15 protein-coding genes are annotated in these 18,779 nt (G+C 60.4%); 4 read left to right on the plus strand and 11 right to left on the minus strand.

The window, feature by feature from the left end:
- The 4 genes from QO002_RS21770 to QO002_RS21785 form a co-directional block, all read right to left on the minus strand.
- A complete protein-coding gene (locus QO002_RS21770; protein WP_307233802.1) occupies positions 1-1,383 on the minus strand; it encodes an aminotransferase family protein in 1,383 nt (460 codons plus the stop codon).
- A 156-nt stretch (positions 1,384-1,539) separates the two neighbouring features.
- Complete coding sequence (gene pdxR / locus QO002_RS21775) at positions 1,540-3,051, minus strand: MocR-like pyridoxine biosynthesis transcription factor PdxR (RefSeq protein WP_307233803.1); 1,512 nt, start codon at positions 3,049-3,051, stop codon at positions 1,540-1,542.
- A gap of 88 nt (positions 3,052-3,139) precedes the next feature.
- Positions 3,140-3,574 (minus strand): potassium channel family protein, encoded by a 435-nt coding sequence (locus tag QO002_RS21780; RefSeq protein WP_307233804.1) that lies wholly within the window; start codon positions 3,572-3,574, stop codon positions 3,140-3,142.
- Between the two features lie 122 nt (positions 3,575-3,696).
- Positions 3,697-4,635, minus strand: coding sequence for a polyphosphate kinase 2 family protein (locus QO002_RS21785; protein ID WP_307233805.1), 939 nt, complete (start codon positions 4,633-4,635; stop codon positions 3,697-3,699).
- A gap of 182 nt (positions 4,636-4,817) precedes the next feature.
- Here QO002_RS21785 and QO002_RS21790 point away from each other — a divergent pair, with 182 nt between their 5' ends.
- Positions 4,818-5,306 carry a hypothetical protein gene (locus QO002_RS21790; RefSeq protein ID WP_307233806.1) on the plus strand — a complete coding sequence of 163 codons (489 nt, stop codon included), beginning with the start codon at positions 4,818-4,820 and terminating at the stop codon, positions 5,304-5,306.
- A gap of 54 nt (positions 5,307-5,360) precedes the next feature.
- Here the strand turns inward: QO002_RS21790 and cax are convergent, their stop codons facing one another.
- The 6 genes from cax to aspT all read right to left on the minus strand — a co-directional run bounded on the left by cax (position 5,361) and on the right by aspT (position 12,056).
- Positions 5,361-6,509 (minus strand): calcium/proton exchanger, encoded by a 1,149-nt coding sequence (cax, locus tag QO002_RS21795; protein WP_307233808.1) that lies wholly within the window; start codon positions 6,507-6,509, stop codon positions 5,361-5,363.
- Positions 6,510-6,580: 71 nt separating this feature from the next.
- Entirely contained in the window at positions 6,581-7,234 is a 654-nt protein-coding gene (locus QO002_RS21800; protein WP_307233809.1) for a VIT1/CCC1 transporter family protein, read from the minus strand.
- A gap of 120 nt (positions 7,235-7,354) precedes the next feature.
- The gene (locus QO002_RS21805) at positions 7,355-8,581 is read right to left on the minus strand and encodes an HlyD family secretion protein (RefSeq protein ID WP_307233811.1); all 1,227 of its coding nucleotides are present in this window, start codon (positions 8,579-8,581) and stop codon (positions 7,355-7,357) included.
- Between the two features lie 2 nt (positions 8,582-8,583).
- Complete coding sequence (locus tag QO002_RS21810; protein ID WP_307233812.1) at positions 8,584-9,033, minus strand: hypothetical protein; 450 nt, start codon at positions 9,031-9,033, stop codon at positions 8,584-8,586.
- 75 nt (positions 9,034-9,108) lie between these two features.
- Positions 9,109-10,245 (minus strand): AI-2E family transporter YdiK, encoded by a 1,137-nt coding sequence (ydiK, locus tag QO002_RS21815; RefSeq protein WP_307233813.1) that lies wholly within the window; start codon positions 10,243-10,245, stop codon positions 9,109-9,111.
- Between the two features lie 119 nt (positions 10,246-10,364).
- Positions 10,365-12,056 carry an aspartate-alanine antiporter gene (aspT, locus tag QO002_RS21820; RefSeq protein ID WP_307233815.1) on the minus strand — a complete coding sequence of 564 codons (1,692 nt, stop codon included), beginning with the start codon at positions 12,054-12,056 and terminating at the stop codon, positions 10,365-10,367.
- A gap of 916 nt (positions 12,057-12,972) precedes the next feature.
- Here aspT and QO002_RS21825 point away from each other — a divergent pair.
- The 3 genes from QO002_RS21825 to glgX all read left to right on the plus strand — a co-directional run bounded on the left by QO002_RS21825 (position 12,973) and on the right by glgX (position 17,483).
- Positions 12,973-14,580: a bifunctional aspartate transaminase/aspartate 4-decarboxylase gene (locus QO002_RS21825; RefSeq protein WP_307233816.1), complete on the plus strand. Its 1,608-nt coding sequence runs from the start codon at positions 12,973-12,975 to the stop codon at positions 14,578-14,580.
- A 466-nt stretch (positions 14,581-15,046) separates the two neighbouring features.
- Positions 15,047-15,250: a DUF2934 domain-containing protein gene (locus QO002_RS21830; protein ID WP_307233817.1), complete on the plus strand. Its 204-nt coding sequence runs from the start codon at positions 15,047-15,049 to the stop codon at positions 15,248-15,250.
- A 145-nt stretch (positions 15,251-15,395) separates the two neighbouring features.
- Positions 15,396-17,483, plus strand: a complete 2,088-nt coding sequence (glgX, locus tag QO002_RS21835) for a glycogen debranching protein GlgX (RefSeq protein ID WP_307233818.1) — start codon at positions 15,396-15,398, stop codon at positions 17,481-17,483.
- A gap of 82 nt (positions 17,484-17,565) precedes the next feature.
- Here glgX and QO002_RS21840 read toward each other — a convergent pair whose 3' ends face one another.
- Positions 17,566-18,765, minus strand: a complete 1,200-nt coding sequence (locus QO002_RS21840) for an MFS transporter (protein WP_307233819.1) — start codon at positions 18,763-18,765, stop codon at positions 17,566-17,568.
- Between the last annotated feature and the right edge of the window lie 14 nt (positions 18,766-18,779).

Genomic DNA, 18,779 nt, shown 5'->3' on the forward strand with positions numbered 1-18,779 from the left:
TCAACCAAACACCTTGGTCAGGGCGTTGCCGATCGCGTCGGTGATGCCGTCGATATCGTTTTCGGTAGCGATCAGGGCCGGGGCGAGGCAGAGCGTGTTGTTGAGGCCCGGCAGCGAACGGTTGGTGGCGCCGATGATCACGCCCTGGGCGGCGCAATCGGCAACGACGGCCTGCACCATCTTTTCCGGTGCAGGCTCCTTCGTCTGCCTGTCGGAAACCAGTTCCGCGCCGCAGAACAGGCCGGCGCCGCGCACATCGCCGATCACGGCATGGCGTTCCATCAGCGCATTGAGATTTCCGACCAGCCGCTCGCCCATCCTGAGCGTATTGTCGAGCAAGCCTTCGTCCTCGATGATGCGCATGTTTTCAAGTGCTGCCGCAGGTCCCGCCACACAGCCGCCGAAGGTCGAGATGTCGCGGAAATAGGACAACGGATCGTCCGCATCGTCCTTGAACATCGCGAAGATCTTTTCCGTGGTGACCGTGCAGGAAATGGCGGCGTAGCCGGAGGCCACACCCTTGGCCATGGTGACGAAATCGGGCTCGATGCCGTAGTTCTGGTAGCCGAACCATTTGCCGGTACGGCCGACGCCGCAGACGACTTCGTCGATGTGAAGAAGGATGTCGTATTTCCTGCAGATCTCCTGCACCTTCTCCCAGTAGCCCCGGGGCGGTACGATGACGCCGCCGCCAGCGGTGACAGGTTCAAGGCAGAGAAGGCCGATCGTATCCGGCCCCTCGCGCAGGATCACCTCTTCGATAGCCTCGGCGGCGCGCTCGCCGTAGTTTTCGATCGCGCCGTACTGGCTGCGATATTCCAGGCAATGCGGCACCTCGACGAAGCCGGGAGGCATCGGGCCATATTGCTCGCGGCGCTGCGGCTGGCCGGCGGCGGCCAGCGTGCCGATGGTGGTGCCGTGATAGTCGCGATCGCGGTAGAGGATCTTGTACTTGCGGCCTCCATGGTGGCGGTGCGACATCTGCCGCACCATCTTGAAGACTTTCTCGTTGGCCTCCGAACCGGAATTTGAATAATAGACGCGGGTGAGGCCCGGCATCTTGGAAATCAGCTGCTGGGCGAATTTCGCGCCGGCGATCGAGCCGGCGGAATTGGCGAAATAGTTGAGCTTGACGAGCTGGTCGCGCACAGCGTCGGCGATGCTGGTGCGCCCGAAGCCGACATTGACCGTCCAGACGCCGCCGGAAAGCGCGTCGAGATATTCCTTGCCCGTCGCATCCCAGACCCGCATGCCCTTGCCTTCGACGAAGATACGCGGATCAACGGTTTCATAAGGCTTGTGCTGGCTGAGATGATGCCAGACATGGGCGCGATCCGCCTCGATGACATCTCGGATATCGTTGGGCTGCGAGGCTATGTTCATGCGGCATCTCCCTGTCGCTCATGGATGTCGCCAAACGCGTGCAACGGCCTGACGACATCAGAAAGAATCTTGGACTGCAGAGCTTGTAACACGCGGTTGTCTTTGCACGAGGCTTTTTGCCGCTGGCTCCAGGAAAACGCTGCTCTGGCCCCTGGTTCAGGCCGTATGGCACAATGCTCGCCTGCCGCAGTCTTCCACGATTGCGCCGAGCTTGACGAGACCGCTCTCGATACGATGTGTGGCAATGGAGCTGAAGCCGATACGGAAGAAATTCCGCCCCTGGGCTGGAACGGAAAAGAAGATGTCGCCGGCCTCGACAAGGATGCCCTGCGCTCGCGCTATCTCGGCCATTGCCCTTGCATCAAGCTCCGGCGGGCCTTCGATCCAGAAGCTCGTTGCTCCGTCGCCGCGCCTCAAGCGGCAGGACGGCATGGTTTCCGGCAATAATCTCTCGATCAGTCGCGCCCGTTCGAGGATCGCGGCGCCTGCCCGGGAAAGATGTTGCCGGTAATGGCCGAGCCCGATGAAGGTTGCGAGCGAACGCTGGTTGTTGGTTGGTGGATGCCGGAGCATCAACCGGCGCAACACGCGTAATTCATCGATCACCGGCTTCGGCGCGACCACGTAGCCGATGCGCAGGCCGGGCGCGAGCACCTTGGAGAAGCTGCCGATATAGATGACACGCTCGGCCCTATCGAGGCTCTTCAGCGAGGGAATATCACTATCGGCCTCGACGGAAAGATCGGCGTCGTAGTCGTCCTCGATCAGCAGTACGTCGCTACGGGCGGCCGCATCGAGCAGGGCATTGCGCCGCGCCAGCGGCATCACTGATGTCGTGGGACATTGGTGGCCGGCGGTCACGAACGCGATGTCGCAGCGCCCGAAGGCATCATCCGGTATCAGGCCATGGTCGTCGCTGGTGAGGAAGACGGGCTTCATCGTCGCCAGCCGCATCATGTTGCGAAGGTCGGGATAGCCGGGATCTTCCAGCCCCACCGGCGTATCGCGAGCGACAAACAACTGCACGAGCATGGAGAGCGCCTGTTGCGAGCCGAGCGTGACCATGACCTCGCCCGGCTGCGCAGAAATCCCGCGCCGCGGCAGCACCTGGACTCTCAGCTGCTCGATGAGATCGGGATCGTCATCGTCGATCATGTCCGCCGCCCAGACCTGTATCTCCTGAACGCTCGACGTGGCGCGCACGGCCTCGCGCCAGTTGTTGGTTGGAAACAGGCCGGGATCGTACTGGCCGGAGAGGAAAGGGTAGGGATAGGAGCGCCAGTCGCGCGGCTTGCTGATCTGCGGCAGGCGCGACGGCTTCATGGCAAAGCGCGTCGCCCAGTCTGAAGGGCGTCGTGTGGCCTCTGTAATAACAGCCGGTTTCACGACCGCGCAGACAAAGATGCCGCTCCTCTGGCGCGAGGCGAGAAAACCTTCGTCGATGAGCTGCTGGTAAGCCGCCGTCACCGTGTTGCGGCCGATGCCGAGACGCGCGGCAAGTTCCCGCGACGAGGGCAGCCGCGCATCGGTCGGCAGCAGACCGGTTTCCACCGCATGGACGATCATCCGGCGGATCTGGATGTTCAGCGGCTGGCCGTCGCGATCCAGAACGCCGAAAACCTGATGCCAGGTCTTCTCGGTCTGAAGGTTAAGCTGGGAGATTTTCATTCAAGCCTCAACGCAAGAACCGGGCCACGTGTGCATCCCTCGGCCACCCAGCGCGGAAGCATCAGTCGATGTCTCGGCGAGGCCTTTCCTAGGAATCATCCGTTGTTGCCTGACCGAACCACAGGACGGCGGAAACCTTGAACAGGAAGGCTGTCGTCCAGCCGAACAGCAGGATGCCGTTCACCCCTTCCAGCGCGCTTGCAAGCCGCCATTTTCCCACCAGCGTCACATCGCCATAGCCGATCGTTGCGAAGGTGATCGCTGAAAAATAGATGGCTTCTTCAAGGTCCTGCAACTCGCCGGTCAGCCTGTAGGCAAGAGCCCAGATCATGATCTCGATGAGATGCGCGACGACGAAACCGAGGACGAAAAAATAGCTCCAGCCGAGGCGCGACAGCGGCGAGAGATTGCCCGCGTTACCGAGCGGGCGTGCGCCGCAGTTGTAAAGCAGCATAACCGCAGCGCCATGGACGACGATCGTGGCGAGCAGGAGAGCTGTGGCAATGACGATCACCAGGAGCATAGGTTTCCTCCATGAATGTTGCGTGTGCATAAAATTGCAGCGAAGCAGCTCGGTTGCGGCCTGCCGGGCGTCGGCGGATCCAACCGTTTGTAAAGCCGCTGCACGCTTTTGCGCGACTTGCCTTAATCGACCTCGGCGAGAAGCTGGGCCTTCACCCGTTGCAGTTCCGCCCGTCGTGCGTCATCGACGACGGGCATGGCCAGCTCGAGCTTTTCGAAGACCGCAGTGATGACTTCGGATACGGCAAGGCGGGCGAACCATTTGTTGTCGGCGGGTATGACGAACCACGGCGCAGCTTGGGTGCTGGTGTTGGACAGCATCTCCTCGAATGCCTTCTGGTAGTCGTCCCAGTGCTGGCGCTCGGCAAAGTCGGCCGGCGAGAATTTCCAGTTCTTCTCGGCCTCATCAATTCGCGAGAGAAAGCGCCGCTTCTGCTCCTTCTTCGAGACGTTCAGGAAGAACTTCACGATGATCGTGCCGTTTCTGCGCAGATATTTCTCGAAGTTGTTGATGTCCTTGAAGCGCTTTTCCCAGATGTCTTTTCCGCGCGTCTCGACCGGCAGTTTCTGCTTGATCAGCAACTCGGGATGCACCCGAACGACGACCACCTCTTCGTAATAGGAACGGTTGAAAATGCCGATCATTCCGCGCCCCGGCAGCGCGACCGAGGCGCGGCGAAGATAGTCATGATCCAGGTCATCCGAGGTCGGAGCCTTGAAGCTCGTCACCTGACAGCCCTGCGGATTGATGCCGGACATGACGTGGCGGATCGCCCCATCCTTGCCGGCCGCGTCCATGGCCTGGAAAATGATCAGGACGGAATAGACGTCCTGCGCATAGAGCATTTCCTGCATGTCCGAGAGGCGTTGGACATTTTTGGCCACATGCTGCAACGCGCCGGCCTTGTCATCGTAACCGCCGGTAAAATCGGTATCGAAATCCTTCTTCAGATTTACCTTTTTGCCGGGCTTGACAGCGATGTCGCGCAATCTGAATTTGACCCGTCCCCCATCCCCGATTTCAATTTCACGTTTCTCGTCCAGGTCCACGTCGATTTTCATCTGACACTCCGTTGAAGCGCTTATGCGGCATGCGGGATCGGCGTAAATCATAGTTGTCAGGCACGTTCGGAATGCTATCATTCGTGGCTATAAAAGTGATTTCGTCAATATCGAAGTTCGGTGAACGCAAGCAGTTGGATCTTACTCGTTTAAAGGCCCCAGAGGCCGGATCGGAGACAAGGATGTCTGCACAGAATGGGCAACAGGGCACGGGTCCGAACGATGGTGTTTTCATGTCTGCGGAGGATCTGCGCGGGTATGCCGACAAGATCGACATGGCTCGGGCGTCCAAGGCCTCTCAGGGGATGAAAACCGCGGAAGATGCGCGCTCCGAGCTGATGTCGCGCCTTTCCAAGCCTATGCCGGTGACCGATGAGATCAGGAACAGGGTTCTGTCCCAGCTGAAGCAGGCCGCCGTAGATGGCCGGTCGGAACTCATGGTTCTCCAGTTTCCCGTCGAGCTTTGCACCGACAACGGACGGGCGATCAACAACAACGATTCCGATTGGCCGGAGACATTGACCGGCGTTCCGCGGCAGGCCTACGAGATCTGGCGCGACAAGCTGAAGGCGGCGGGTTACCGCCTGTCGGCCATGATCGTGGAATGGCCGCACGGCATGCCCGGCGATGTCGGCTTCTTCTTGAGCTGGGGCGAGGAGCGCAAGTACTGAGGCGTTCCATTCCGACTTATCCCGGTACCGGCAGATGCGCTCTGGCCGATACGATCAGCTCGCTAACCCCGTCCGGACCCGCTCATAGGCACTGACCTTTGCCGGCGGGTCGGATGGGAGTTGAGGCGGCAGCAGATAGAGGGTCATGGCCAGGATCAGGTAGACCATCAGCAGCAACACGCCGACGAACCACGTCGAATGACCGCCGGATGTCACCAGAACGACGGTCATGGCTGCAAGGAACATCATGATCACGGCGCCGGGCCAGAATTGCAGGTCCATGGGCGCCGGGCCTATCACATAGCTCAGAAGCACCAGGACTGGCGCCACGAAAAGCGCGATCTGCGCGGCGCTTCCAAGCGCGATCCCGACGCTGAGATCCAGGCGGTTCTTGCGGGCGCCGGAGAAAGCCGAGGCCATCTCGGCAGCGCCCCCGACCAGCGCCACGATGATGAAGCCGATGAAGGCAGGCGTCATGCCGAAGGAGGTTGCGGCCTGCTGCACGGATCCGACGAAGATTTCACCGACCAGCGCAACCAGCAGCGTCGTCACCGCGAGCGTCGCAAGGGCAACGCTCATCGGCGGGGTGGGGCCATGCTCGCCGGCTTCCTGGCTGCTGAAGAGTTCGCGATGGGTCTTTTGCGAAAACAGCAAGCCCAGCCCGTAGACCACGATCAGCAGCAGGGAGAGGCCGACGCTCAGCTTATGGGTAAAATCCGACATGCCGATGGAATCGGCGGCAGTGACCGCGGACGGGATCAGGATCGCGACAGTCGCGACGAAGAGCAGGCTCGACTGGAAGCGCGCATTGATGCGGTTGAATTCCTGCATCCGATACTTCAATCCGCCGACCAGGAAGGACGCTCCCAGCAGGAACAGGGTGTTGGTGACGATCGCGCCTGCAATGGACGCCTTGACCAGATCGTGCTGGCCGGCCTGCAGCGCGGCAAGAGCGATGACGAGTTCCGTCAGATTGCCGAGCGTGGCATTGAGAAGGCCGCCGGTCGCATCGCCCATTTTGGCCGCAACACCTTCCGTCGCGTAGCTGAGCAGCACGGCGAGCGGAAAAATCGCAAGGATCGACAGGAGGAAAAGCATGGTATGGGCGGTGGGTGCCGTATGTTCTGCGACAAGCACGACAGGCACGAATATCAGCAACCAGAGTGCCCGGTTGTGGCGGATTTCTTCCAGTAAGCTGCCCATGTTCAAATCCAGTCAGGTTCGATGCGACGGGGGAAAATACAGTCAGGTTCGAAAACTACTCGGCGGGTCGGCTATCCTCCAAGCGCAATGGTGACCGCCACCATAACGGCCCCGATCGATGTCATCGCGAACGCCATTGGCCAGGGACTGCGACCGGCATGGGTGCCAAGCTGAGCACCGATGATGAACAGCATGACGAGCGCTATGCCGTTGGAGATGCGCATCGCCCGATGAAGATCATCGACAAACAGAAACGGCAGGCTCGGCGGCAAGGTCGACAGGACGACAAGGGCGAAAATGAAACAGGCGGCCTTGAGATCGCCTGTGCCGATCATGCGCTGCGCGGGCCGTGCCGACTGTTCCCTCACACGCACCAGAAAGCTGTCGACCTCCTGGTCCGCCATGACCCGCCGCGCCTCCGGTGGCAGGTTTTCGCGAAACACCTGCTGCGCGTCTTCCATCGGCAATGTGTGGATGGCGGCAACGAAGCTGTTGTGCCGCGCGCGCTCGACCACTGTCGCCAGCACGAACATCACGGCATCGACGATACCCCAGGCGATGTTACATCCAAGCGCGGCCATCAGGACACTTGCCACCCTTTCTCCACCGGCCACCGAAGCACTCATCGTTCCCGTGAACGTGAGCGCCATCAAAAGACCGAAGATGACTTCGGACATCCGGTCGATCGGATCGAGGACCGGCCGGGTCTGCTCCCCTTCCTTCATTCAGGGCATTCCCCCACTGACAACTGCGAAAGCCAGACCGTCGATGTGACCGCCGCCATTTCCGGGGCGACGGTTTCGGGCAGCCGGCGCCGCACGGTGCGTGCCGGCGGTCACCATGTTTCAGTGGCCGCCCAGGACCAGGGTCTGGACCGGGAGCAACATCGCCTGCATGCGCAGGATCATCGCATGCACGAGGCCGACGGTATCGACGACGTGCAAGTACACCCATTTCAGCGTGCCGATATTGGGGTCGGCAAGTGCATCATGATTGTTGGTGTAGGCATTGGCGATGCAGCTGCTGCCCGGCGGGACACCGTCCAGAGCGCCGGGATAAAGCGGTTGCAGGAAGACGGTCAGCGTTCCCGGCTGGGCCATCTGCTGCACGTCCACCAGCAGGTCCGTCGGTCGCAGCTGCCCCGCGGCGATCACGTCCTGAACTTCGGTCACGACGAGTGGTATGATGGTGAACGGCTTGCCGATGCAGGTTGCTTCGGCGATCATGCCGGTCTTCATCACCTGCGCCTCGATCTGTCCGAAGCCGGCGATCAGCGTGCCGCGCCCTGCCTGTTCGGGCACAAGAATGCCGGCCGGACGTATCATCGTGTTGACGACATCGCCGACACGCAGCGTGAACTGCTGGACGGTCCCGGCAACACCGGCGCGAACCGTCGTCTTGTCGAGATCGACCTGCGCTTGCGCGAGAGCCGCTTCGGCGCTTGCCCTTTGCGCTGGCAGGAGGGTCGCGATCTTGGTTTCCAGCGTTGCCTTGGTGGCGCTGGTCGCGGCCAGGGCGCTTTTGCGACCTTCGACGGTGGTTGCGAGACGCTCGACCTCGCGTCTGGCAACTGCGTCGGTTTTGAGAAGCTGGGCCTTCATCTCATATTCGTCGATGGCGGTCTGCAAGTCGCTTTGAGCTCCACTGATCTGAGCATCGGCTGTTATGAGTTCGGTCTTGGTGACCGTCATCTCGGCATCAAGCTCCGAAATCTGGCGACGAGCGGTTTCGATCGCAGCCTCCTGTTGAGCGCCGTCGAGCCGGAAGAGTGCGTCGCCGGCGGCCACCTTCTGGTTCAGCCCGACATAGACTTCGTCAACCCGGCCTACCGTTTCCGGCAATATCGTCACCGTGCGGAACAGCGCTGTGACGCTCTTGGTGGACGGGTGGAAGTAGAAGATCAGGGTAATCAGCGAAATCGTCAGCAAGAGGCAGGCGCTGATGCCCCATCGGAGTTCGTACCACATCGTGTAGAGCGTGATATCGACGCCAATTCGTTTCCCTTGGCCGTACCGGCGGAAGAGGTAATCCGGGAAAATCGTCAGCATGGAGCAAAGAATGAGTTCAAACATCTTCAGATACCCCCGCCATGTACGTCCGTACGAACTTCGGGCTCCGGCTGAGGCTCCGGCTCCCTATGCGCAATGGGTCCGGGGTTATCGATCTCCTCATCGACCGTGGGTCTGCCCGAGAGCTTCGCGAGCGAATCCGCGATCGAGTAAAGCGGGGTGGAAAAATCTGGAATATGCACGAAGGCGAGCAGCAGGCCGGCAATCCAGAAGAGGTGATTGTGGGTAAAGAGAGAAATCAGCGCCAGAACGGCGACAATCTCCATCTGCACCTTGCTGGTGCGATGCGCCATACGTTCGGGAACAGCATGCAACTGGAAATACAGGTTGCCGATCACCAGTACGACGACGATCAGGAAAATTAGGACCCCGTTGAAAAGGTAATCCGTTTGCCCCGGCGCCGTGATGAACGGAGGTAAATGTTCAATCGCTACCGGATGTATTGTGTCGTCCATCCAAACTTCCCCTTTAGTCTATTGACTGCGTAATTCCAAATTTTCCGCGACACGCCGCGGCTGATCTTTGCCTTGCTAGAGCCGGCGCGAAGGGAGTGGTGTGGCGTCCATCGTCTCCCCGGCGGGCTCCTGCGAAAATTCCGGCTGCGGGCCTTCTTCCATCCACGCATTCAGCAGGGTGTAGGCCGTTGCCAGGATTACGGGGCCTAAGAATATTCCGAGAACGCCGAATGCAATCAGTCCGCCGATAACGCCCGCAAGGATCAGAAGTAGCGGCAGATCGGCTCCCTTTCGGATGAGGACCGGTCGCAAAAAACCGTCCAGCGTCACCGCAACGACGGTAAAAAGCAGAAGTACGGTCGCCCACAAACTGTCCCCGGTATAGTACAACCATATCACCGCGGGAAAAAGCACCAGTCCCGGTCCGATCTGAATAAGGCAGAGAACGAACATCAGGGCGGTCAGGAGGGGCGCAAAGGGCATGCCGGCCACGGCAAGCCCGATGCCGCCGAGCGCGCTCTGGGCAACGGCCGTGACCATGACACCAAGGGCGACGCCACGAATGGCCTTGCCGGCGAGGCGAACTGCCATTTCGCCGCGCTCGCCGCCCAGCCGCCGTCCGAAACGAATGGCTGCCGCGGCTCCGGTTTCTCCACCGGAATACATCACGGCGGCAATCGCCGTCGTCAGGACAAACTGCAGGAACATACCGCCGAGGCTGCCAGCCGCCGAAGCGAACCACTGCACGGAGGCGCCGGCATAGGGCAGGAGTTTGGGTGCGATCACATTGATGCCGGAGGTGGCAAGCCGGGTCCAGGCGTCGGCGAGCTTACTGCCGAAAAGCGGAATCTTCGCCACCCAGTCCGGGGGCAGCGGAATCTCCATCGTCAGTGCGTTGTGCACGAGCTGGGTAATGCCATCCAGGTTGGAAAGGATGGTGCTGACGGCAAGCCAGAAGGGGACGATCAGGACAAGAAGCAGTGTCAGGGTCATGGCCAGCACGCCAATGATCCGGCGATTTCCCGTGTGTCGCTGAATCCAGATCATCAGCGGCCAGGTTGCGATCACCAGCGTCATTGCCCAGAGGATGGCGGGCAGGAACGGCTGCATCACCCAGAAACTGGCGGCAATCAATCCACTGACGAACATCACGTTCAACGTGATCTGGGTGAGGTCTCTACGCAACGCATGCTCCCCTGCTTCATCAGCCATATCGGGCTTATCGATGTGGACACGTTCCCCGGCGCCCTGCTTCGATAAGTGGTTCTGCTGTTCCCCGTCGCGACAGGCCGTTTTGCGGCCTGCCGGTCATCAATTGTCTTCGTCTCACGCTACGCCAACAAAAGCACCAGCACCATGCCCCAGATCGTCAGAAGCGTGTTTCCGACGGCATAGGTTACGGTGTAGCCAAGGCCCGGTATCTGGCTCTTGGCGCGGTCGTTGATCATGCCGAGCGAGGCTGTGGTCGTTCGTGCACCGGAGCAGCATCCCAGAAGGATGGCAGGGTGGAAGCGGAAGACATATTTGCCGACATACATGGCCAGCACCAGCGGCACGGTCGTCACCGCGATTCCCCAGAGGAACAGGCTGATGCCGAGCTGCTGGAGCCCCGCGACGAAGCCCGGTCCGGACGAGATGCCGACGACGGCGATGAATACGTTGAGGCCCACCGAATTCATGAACCAGACGGTCGGTGACGGAATGCGGCCGAAGGTCGGGCGAACGGATCGCAGCCAGCCAAAGAAGAGCCCGGAAATCAGCGCGCCGCCGGATGTCGAAAGTGTCAGGGGGACACTTCCGATCTTGAACGTCAGGGCGCCGACGAGCGCGCCGATGGTGATGGCCGCGCCGATGAAGGCGACATCCGCAACGTCAGTCTGCTGGTCCGGGCGGCCCAATGCCTTCGTGGCAGCAGCTGTATCCTGCGTTCTGCCGACGATCGTCAGGATATCCCCGCGATGCACTTTCGTATTTGGCAGGATCGGGATCTCGGTCGCCGTTGCGCCCCGAACGATCTTGCGCAGGAAGACCCCGCGTGCAGACGGCATCGTGGCAAGTTCAGCGAGTGTCTTGCCATCCGTCGCCTTGTCGGTGACGAACACATCGACGCCCTCGGTCGGAACTGCAAGAAGCTCGCGGTCGTCCACTTCCTCGGCAACCGGGCCGATCAGGCTGACCAGCACCTCGCGGCGCCCGGCCACGGCAACGACGTCGCCGGCCGCAAAGACGGTGTCGACGGTTGCATCCGTGATCTGGCCGCCTCGACGGACGCGCTCGATGAACACACGTTCGTTGGGCACGAGTTTTTCAGCCTCGAGGGCCGTTTTGCCAATGATCTGGCCACCTTCCTTGATGCGATAGGCGCGTAGTTCGTAGTTGTGCCAAGCCGTGCCGGCACCCCCAAGGACTTTCTTGCCGCCGTACTCTTCCTCGTAGCGCTTGCACTCCGCCTCAAGGTCGATACCGAGGAGCGCCGGACCGAAAAGCGCCAGGACGATGGCGGAACCCACGGTGCCGAAAATATAGGTAACGGCATAGGCGACCGGCATGGCATCCAGCATCGCCTTGCTCTGTTCCGGTGGAAGCCCCAGCCTGTTGATCGCATCCGTGGCAAGGCCCATGGAGGCAGAGATCGTCTGCGAGCCCGCATAGAGTCCAACCGCCGAGCCGATGTCATAGCCGGCGATGAGCGCTCCCACATAGGCCGCCCCAAGGCAGAAGAAGCAGACCACAACCGCGAACAGGGCCTGCGGGATGCCGTCCTTGGCGATGCCCCGCACGAATTGCGGCCCGACGCCATAACCGATCGCAAAGAGGAACATCAGGAAGAAGGTCGGCTTCAGGGGCGGGGAAATCGTGATGCCCAGCTGGCCGATGAGAACGGCGGCGATCAGGGTTGCCGTGACTGCGCCCAGGCCAAGCCCCTTGTAGGTGAACGACCCGAAATAGTAACCAAGTCCGAGGGACAGGAAGATCGCAATTTCGGGATAGGTGCGAAGTGTGTTTACGAACCAGTCGATCATAGCAGGAGGCCCTCGAACATGTGGATGAAAGGCGACAAGCACAGGCAATTTGTAGCTAGAAGTATGCACGAAGATGGTTTTACTGAGCGCCGGATTATGTCGAAAATGTTACGGGTCAGTTGAATAAGTCGTTGGAAACATACACCCTTGCGCGTCCGTTGCAAGCTGGTAATATGGCCTTGTCGGGCGTTGAATTCGCTTTTGAAGTAAAAAATCCCTCAATTTGAGAGGGTGGCGAAAAAATCTGCACGTACTATTACGATTTCGATAGACGGGAGGTCGAAATGATTGGTAATAGCAGGAGGATAGATCGATAATAAATGCTGCTGTGCAGTATGTTTATTGATTTATACTTATATACGGCCATGAAGATATTCAGAGACGCGAATTCGTTCGGGGAGGGATTTCCGCGGGTGTCGGCTGCGATCATCGGCTCCGACCGCCGGACAGATACTGTTCGCAGATACTGTTCTTTGAGTCGATCTGTTGTACGTTGTTACACCCCTGTCTGAGCCGACACGCCTCGCAAATACGCAGATGGCCCGGCGCGCGAGACCGCCTTCGACCATGTTCGCTTTCCCGTGCAGAGGGCCTTGCGGCGTGACGTTGCCGCTCGGTGAAAACAGGTCCTCTGCGAAGACATGACGCGACATCCTGGCCCGCTCATCAAGGGCCAGGATCCGGCCGTACAGAGCGGACGGGATGACACGACCTCGAAGGGTGGTGCGAAGAGACAGGCTGACGCTGGATTGCGAAGCCGCAGTCGGCGGCGACCGGCCCTATGGGCGGCGATATCGTCTGTCGACACGTGCCTATCGCGGCGAGGGCCGGCCAAGATGTATGCGCCACCGGCGCGATCAGGCGCCGGTCGAATTGGTTTGCCACGCACTGCTGGATTCACAGGAGAACTGAACCAATGACTGAGATCGACTATAAGAAATTCGAGCATATGAGCCCGTTCGAGATCAAGGACGGCCTGATGAAGCTCGCCAAGCGCAGCTCGGAAAAATCTACCCTTGCGCTCCTCAATGCCGGCCGCGGCAATCCGAACTGGATTGCGACGGCGCCGCGTGAAGCCTTTTTCCTGTTCGGGATGTTCGCCCTGTCCGAATCCCGTCGCTCGATGGATAATCCCGTGGCGGGCCTGGCTGGAATGCCGCAGAAGAACGGCATTGCCGCCCGGCTGGAGGCGTGGCTTGCCAAGCGTGCGGAAGATCCGGGGGCCGACTTCCTGACGAGAATGGTCGATCACGGCGTCAAGATGTTCGGCTTTAATGCCGATGCTTTCGTCTTCGAGCTGACGGATTCGATCATCGGCGATAACTATCCGGTTCCCGATCGCATGCTGGTGCATGCCGAGCAGGTGGCGCACCGCTATCTGATGTGGGCGATGGGCGCCGATACGGCCCTTTCCGGAAAGTTCGACCTTTATGCCGTCGAGGGCGGCACGGCAGCGATGTGCTATATCTTCAAGTCGCTGATGGCCAATCGCATCCTGAAGAAGGGCGACACCATCGCGATGGGCACGCCGATCTTCACACCCTATATCGAGATCGCCGAACTCGAGGACTATGCCTTCGAGGCGGTCCATATCAGGGCGACGCAGGAGCACCGCTTCCAGTATTCCGACGAGGAGATCGCCAAGCTCGAAGACCCGAAGATCAAGGCCTTCTTCGTCGTCAATCCTGGCAACCCGACTTCGATGGCCATCGATGCGGCAACGCTGAAGAAGCTGGTCAACCTGGTCAAGACCAAGCGCCCTGACCTCATTCTGTTGACCGACGATGTGTATGGTACGTTCGTTCCCGGTTTCCGCTCGCTGATGTGCGAACTGCCCTACAACACCATCGGCGTCTATTCCTATTCGAAATACTTCGGCTGCACCGGTTGGCGCCTCGGCGTCATCGGTATCCACGAGAACAATATTCTCGACGATCTGCTGGCCAAGCTTCCGGCCAAGGAACTGGAGGCGCTCGACAAGCGCTATATCTCGATCACGCTGGAGCCGCGCAAGCTCAAGATGATCGACCGCATCGTGGCCGACAGCCGCGACGTCGCCCTTAACCACACGGCCGGCCTATCCTTGCCGCAGCAGGTCATGATGACGATGTTCTCGATCAGCGAGCTGATGGACACCGAAAAGGTCTACCAGAAAGCCTGCATGGAGATTTGCCACAACCGGGTCAACACGCTGCTCGAGGGCCTGCCTCTCGATCTGCAGCCGAATGCGAATTTCGCCGCCTACTACGGCACCATCGATTTCGAATTCTGGCTGCGGAAATATGTCGGCGAGGAGATGGTGACATGGCTGAAGGCGAACGTGCATCCGCTCGACCTCGTCGCTCGACTTGCAGAAGATCACGCCATCGTGCTTCTGAACGGCGGCGGGTTCGACGCACCTAACTGGAGCGTCCGAGTGTCCTTCGCCAATCTGCCAGACGACGCTTATGACGACATTGGCCGCGCCGTCCGTGCCGTCGGGCGAGGATATGTGGACCGGTTCGAAGCAGCGAAAAAAAGCTGACACAACCGGCCCCGGCCGCCAGGGAACAGTCGCTGACCGACAGGTGAGCGACTGGCGGCCCTGGCTGCAGAATATCTTGCATGAGCCGGTGCCTGCAGGCCCCGGGGCATAAATTGATGGCGACCTGCCAACAAATTTCCACATCCGCTTTTTTCAATCAAACGCTCGCAACCTTGTTGCGAGCGTTTTTTCGCGCAGGAACCAACTTGCCACTTTCCAGTTAGAGTTTGTCAGGGAAAAGTGGGAACCGGTCTTCCCGAAAAGACAAACGCAAACAAAAGAATCTAGAGAATGTCTGGTTCAATCAGACATTCTCTAATACGCGGGGGACATCCGTGGCGCAGGCGCTTGCTCCGGTGACGGGTGCAGGTTCGGCATCCCTGAGCGCAAGGATTTGTCGGCTTCTGCCCGGCAGGGGCGGAACTTTCGCGCCGGATTCCAGTTGTTTCGGAAAAGGAGTGCCCCCATGGAAAATGACTGGAACAAGTGGCTGCATGAACGTGCCTATGCACTGTGGGAAGATGATGGCCGCCCGGACGGCAAGAATACGGAACACTGGTCCCGCGCCGAACAGGAGATAAAGCAGAATTCGGCTCCTGCTGGTGATGTCTCCAAGGACGATATTCCCGGGACCGATATCCGCGATGGCGACGGCATGGTTGCCAACTAGCATCCCCGCGGAACGCTGCTGCCGGCATGAGTGAAAGATGTCTTCCTCCCTGAAGGCCGATGGCCCGGCGATATCCTCGCCCTGTCGGCCCGAAGCCCTTTCCTTTCTTTTTTTCTCCGTTTCTCTTGAACCCATAGGACGGATCATGGACCTGAGATTTTCTCAACTTGACTATATCAAGCCCGAACTCGGTGCGGAATTTACCGGCGAGGGCGTTCATTTCGCGGTGTTTTCGGCTCATGCCGAGCAAATGGATCTCTGCATTTTTTCTGATGACGGTGCTGAGGAGGTGGCGCGGCTGCCGCTTCCCAAGCGCGAAGGCGATATCTGGTCCGGCTACATTGCCGGGCTGAAACCGGGAACACTTTACGGTTACCGCGCTCACGGCCCCTATGAGCCGGCAAACGGCCATCGGTTCAATCCCAACAAGCTGCTTCTCGACCCCTACGCCAAGCAGGTGTTCGGGGAGCTCATCTGGGACGACGTGCTCTACGGCTACGGTGTCGGGTCGCCCGAGGAGGACCTGTCCTTCGATGAGCGCGACAGCGCGCCGTTCATGGTGAAGGGTGTGGTGCAGGACACCAGTTTCGACTGGGACGGCGATCAGACGATCCGGCGCAACTGGACCGATACGATCATCTATGAAGCCCATGTGCGCGGCCTGACGATGCAGCATCCGAAAGTGCCGGAGAAGCTTCGCGGTACGTTCCTCGGCATGTGCAGCGAGCCGATCGTGGATCACCTCGTCAAGCTCGGCATCACCGCCGTCGAGGTCCTGCCAATCCATTATTTCCCCGACGATCGTTATCTGACGGAGAAAGGCCTTCGCAACTACTGGGGCTACCAGTCGCTCGGGTTCTTTGCACCCCAGCCGCGCTATCTGGCGGAAGCCCGCATCCTCGAATTCAAGACCATGGTGAAGCGCTTCCATGCAGCCGGCATCGAGGTGATCATGGACGTGGTCTATAACCACACCGCCGAAGGCTCCGAGCGGGGGCCGACGCTCAGTTTCCGTGGTCTCGACAATCTGAGCTACTATCGTCTGTCGCCCGACGATCCCCGTCACTCCTACGATACGACGGGGACCGGCAACACGCTCAACGTCTCCAATCCCATGGTCACGCGCATGGTGCTCGACAGCCTGCGCTACTGGGTTGGCGTCATGCATGTGGATGGTTTCCGCTTCGATCTCGCAAGCACGCTGGGGCGCACCCGCCATGTCGAGTTCGACCGCGACGGCGCGTTTTTCCACGCGATCCGCCAGGATCCGGTTCTTGCCGGGGTCAAGCTGATCGCCGAGCCCTGGGATGTCGGCGATGGGGGTTATCAGGTTGGCGGCTTTCCCTTTCCGTTTCGGGAGTGGAATGACAAGTATCGCGACGATGTCCGCAGCTTCTGGAAGGGTGACGAGGGCATGGCGCCGCGGCTCGCCGAGCGTCTCAGCGCCTCCTCCCGCCAGTTCAACCATTCCGACCGCGGCGCCACCGCCTCGATCAATTTCCTCAGTGCCCATGACGGCTTCACGCTGGCCGATACGGTTTCGTATCGCGACAAGCACAATGAGGCCAATGGCGAGGAAAATCGCGATGGCCACTCCAACAACCATTCCGACAACATGGGTGCCGAGGGCGAGACGGACGATGCCGGCATCGTCGATGCCCGCATGCATCGCCGGCTGAACATGATGGCGACGCTGCTCCTGAGTCAGGGCGTGCCGATGATCCTTGCGGGGGACGAAATCGGAAACAGCCAGGCCGGCAACAACAACGCCTATTGCCAGGACAATGACATCAGCTGGATCGACTGGGACGGTCACGAGGACGATTTCCTGGCACTTTGCCGCAAGCTGGTGGCCTTGAGAAAGGCCCATCCGTGTCTCAGCCCCGAGCGGTTCTCGAACGGCGTCGAGGGTCCGAATCACATCGAATGGTATGGCAGCGATGGCACTGCCATGGATCAGGCGGCATGGGACGATCCGCAGCGCCGGGCGCTGGGTGTCTACGTTGTCGCCAGGGACGTGGATGCCGATCCGCCAGATGTCACCGACAGGTTGTTCATGATCTTCAACGCGGGCGGGGAAGTCGAATTCACTTTGCCATCATCGGAAGAGGGGACTGTCTGGCATCGTCTGCTCGATACACGCGAGAGCGAGAAATTTCTCGACGCGCCGGCGGAGGAGAAAATCGTGGTCCATGCGGAAAGCATCGTCGTGTTCGAAGGGCGCGGGGAATGATCAAACCTGCCGGTTAGGCAGCAGATTCGCTTGTAAATGTCATGCCCTGCCGATTGCTCGGCAGGGCATAGCTTTCTGGGCATCAGCTCGCCTGGAGCGTCATCTTGCGCGAGACCGCGACGAGTGAGGCTCCGAGAAGGGCGGCGAAGGACGAGAAGAGGAAGACACCGGCCGGTCCCTGAAACTCGACGATCAGACCGCCGAGGATTGCGCCGGTCGAGATGGCGATTTGGAATGTCGTCAGCGTTGCCGCACCGGCGCCTTCCGCCTCGTCGCCGGCAGCGCGGCTGATGAAGGACTGGACGCTGACCGGCAACGCGCCGAAGGCGAAGCCCCAGGCTGCGGTGGCGGCAGCGGCAACGCCGGGCAGGGCGCCGGCGGTGGCGAGCGTCAGGGCCGTTATGGCAATCCCGCTTGCCGCCAGGGTGATGGCCATGCGGGTGCTGCGTTCCGCCAGGAAGCCGCCGGCGATATTGCCGAAGAAGCCGCCGATGCCGAAGGCGAGCAGGATCGCGGTGATCATCTCGACGTCAAATCGCGGTACCAGTTCCAGATAGGGGCGGATATAGGTGAAGCCCGCAAAGTGACCGGTGACGACTAGCAGGATCGTTGCGAGACCGAGCCGGATTGCGGGCCGCTTGAGCACCCGGACGATCGTATCGAGACCGGTCCTGCCGACCGGCGGCAGCGGCGGAACCGTCAATGCCTGCACGGCGAAGGTGACGACGCCGACGGCGGCGGCGAGCAGGAAGGCGTAGCGCCAGCCCAGCGTCGCGCCGATCCAGGCGCCAAGGGGTGCAGCGCAAACCGTCGCGATCGAGACGCCCGACATCACGATCGCCATGGCGCGTGGCATCAGCCGGCCGGGAACCAGCCGCATGGCCAGCGCCAGCGACATGGCCCAGAAACCGCCAAGCGCGATGCCGAGCAGCACACGCGCGGCAAGCAAGGTGGCGAGGTTCGATGCGAAACCGGCCATCAGGCTGGAGATCACCAGAAGGCCCGTCAGCGCAAGAAGAACGAGCTTTCTGTCGAACCGTCCGGTGCCGACGACGACGGCAGGCCCGGCGATGGCCGCGACGATCGCGGTGGCGGTGACTGATTGTCCCGCAGTCCCGATGCTGACGCCGAGGTCGGCGGACATCGGGGTCAGCAGACTAGCGGGCAGAAATTCGGCCGTGACCAGGCCGAAGACGCCGAGTGACAAGGAGACGACGGCGCCCCATCGGGCGGCGTGGTCTTCCTCTTTAGCGGAGGCGGAGTTTGTTACGAGGCCGTCCATGTTTCATCTCCAAT

This window comes from Pararhizobium capsulatum DSM 1112, assembly GCF_030814475.1.
Taxonomy (GTDB): Bacteria; Pseudomonadota; Alphaproteobacteria; order Rhizobiales; family Rhizobiaceae; genus Pararhizobium; species Pararhizobium capsulatum.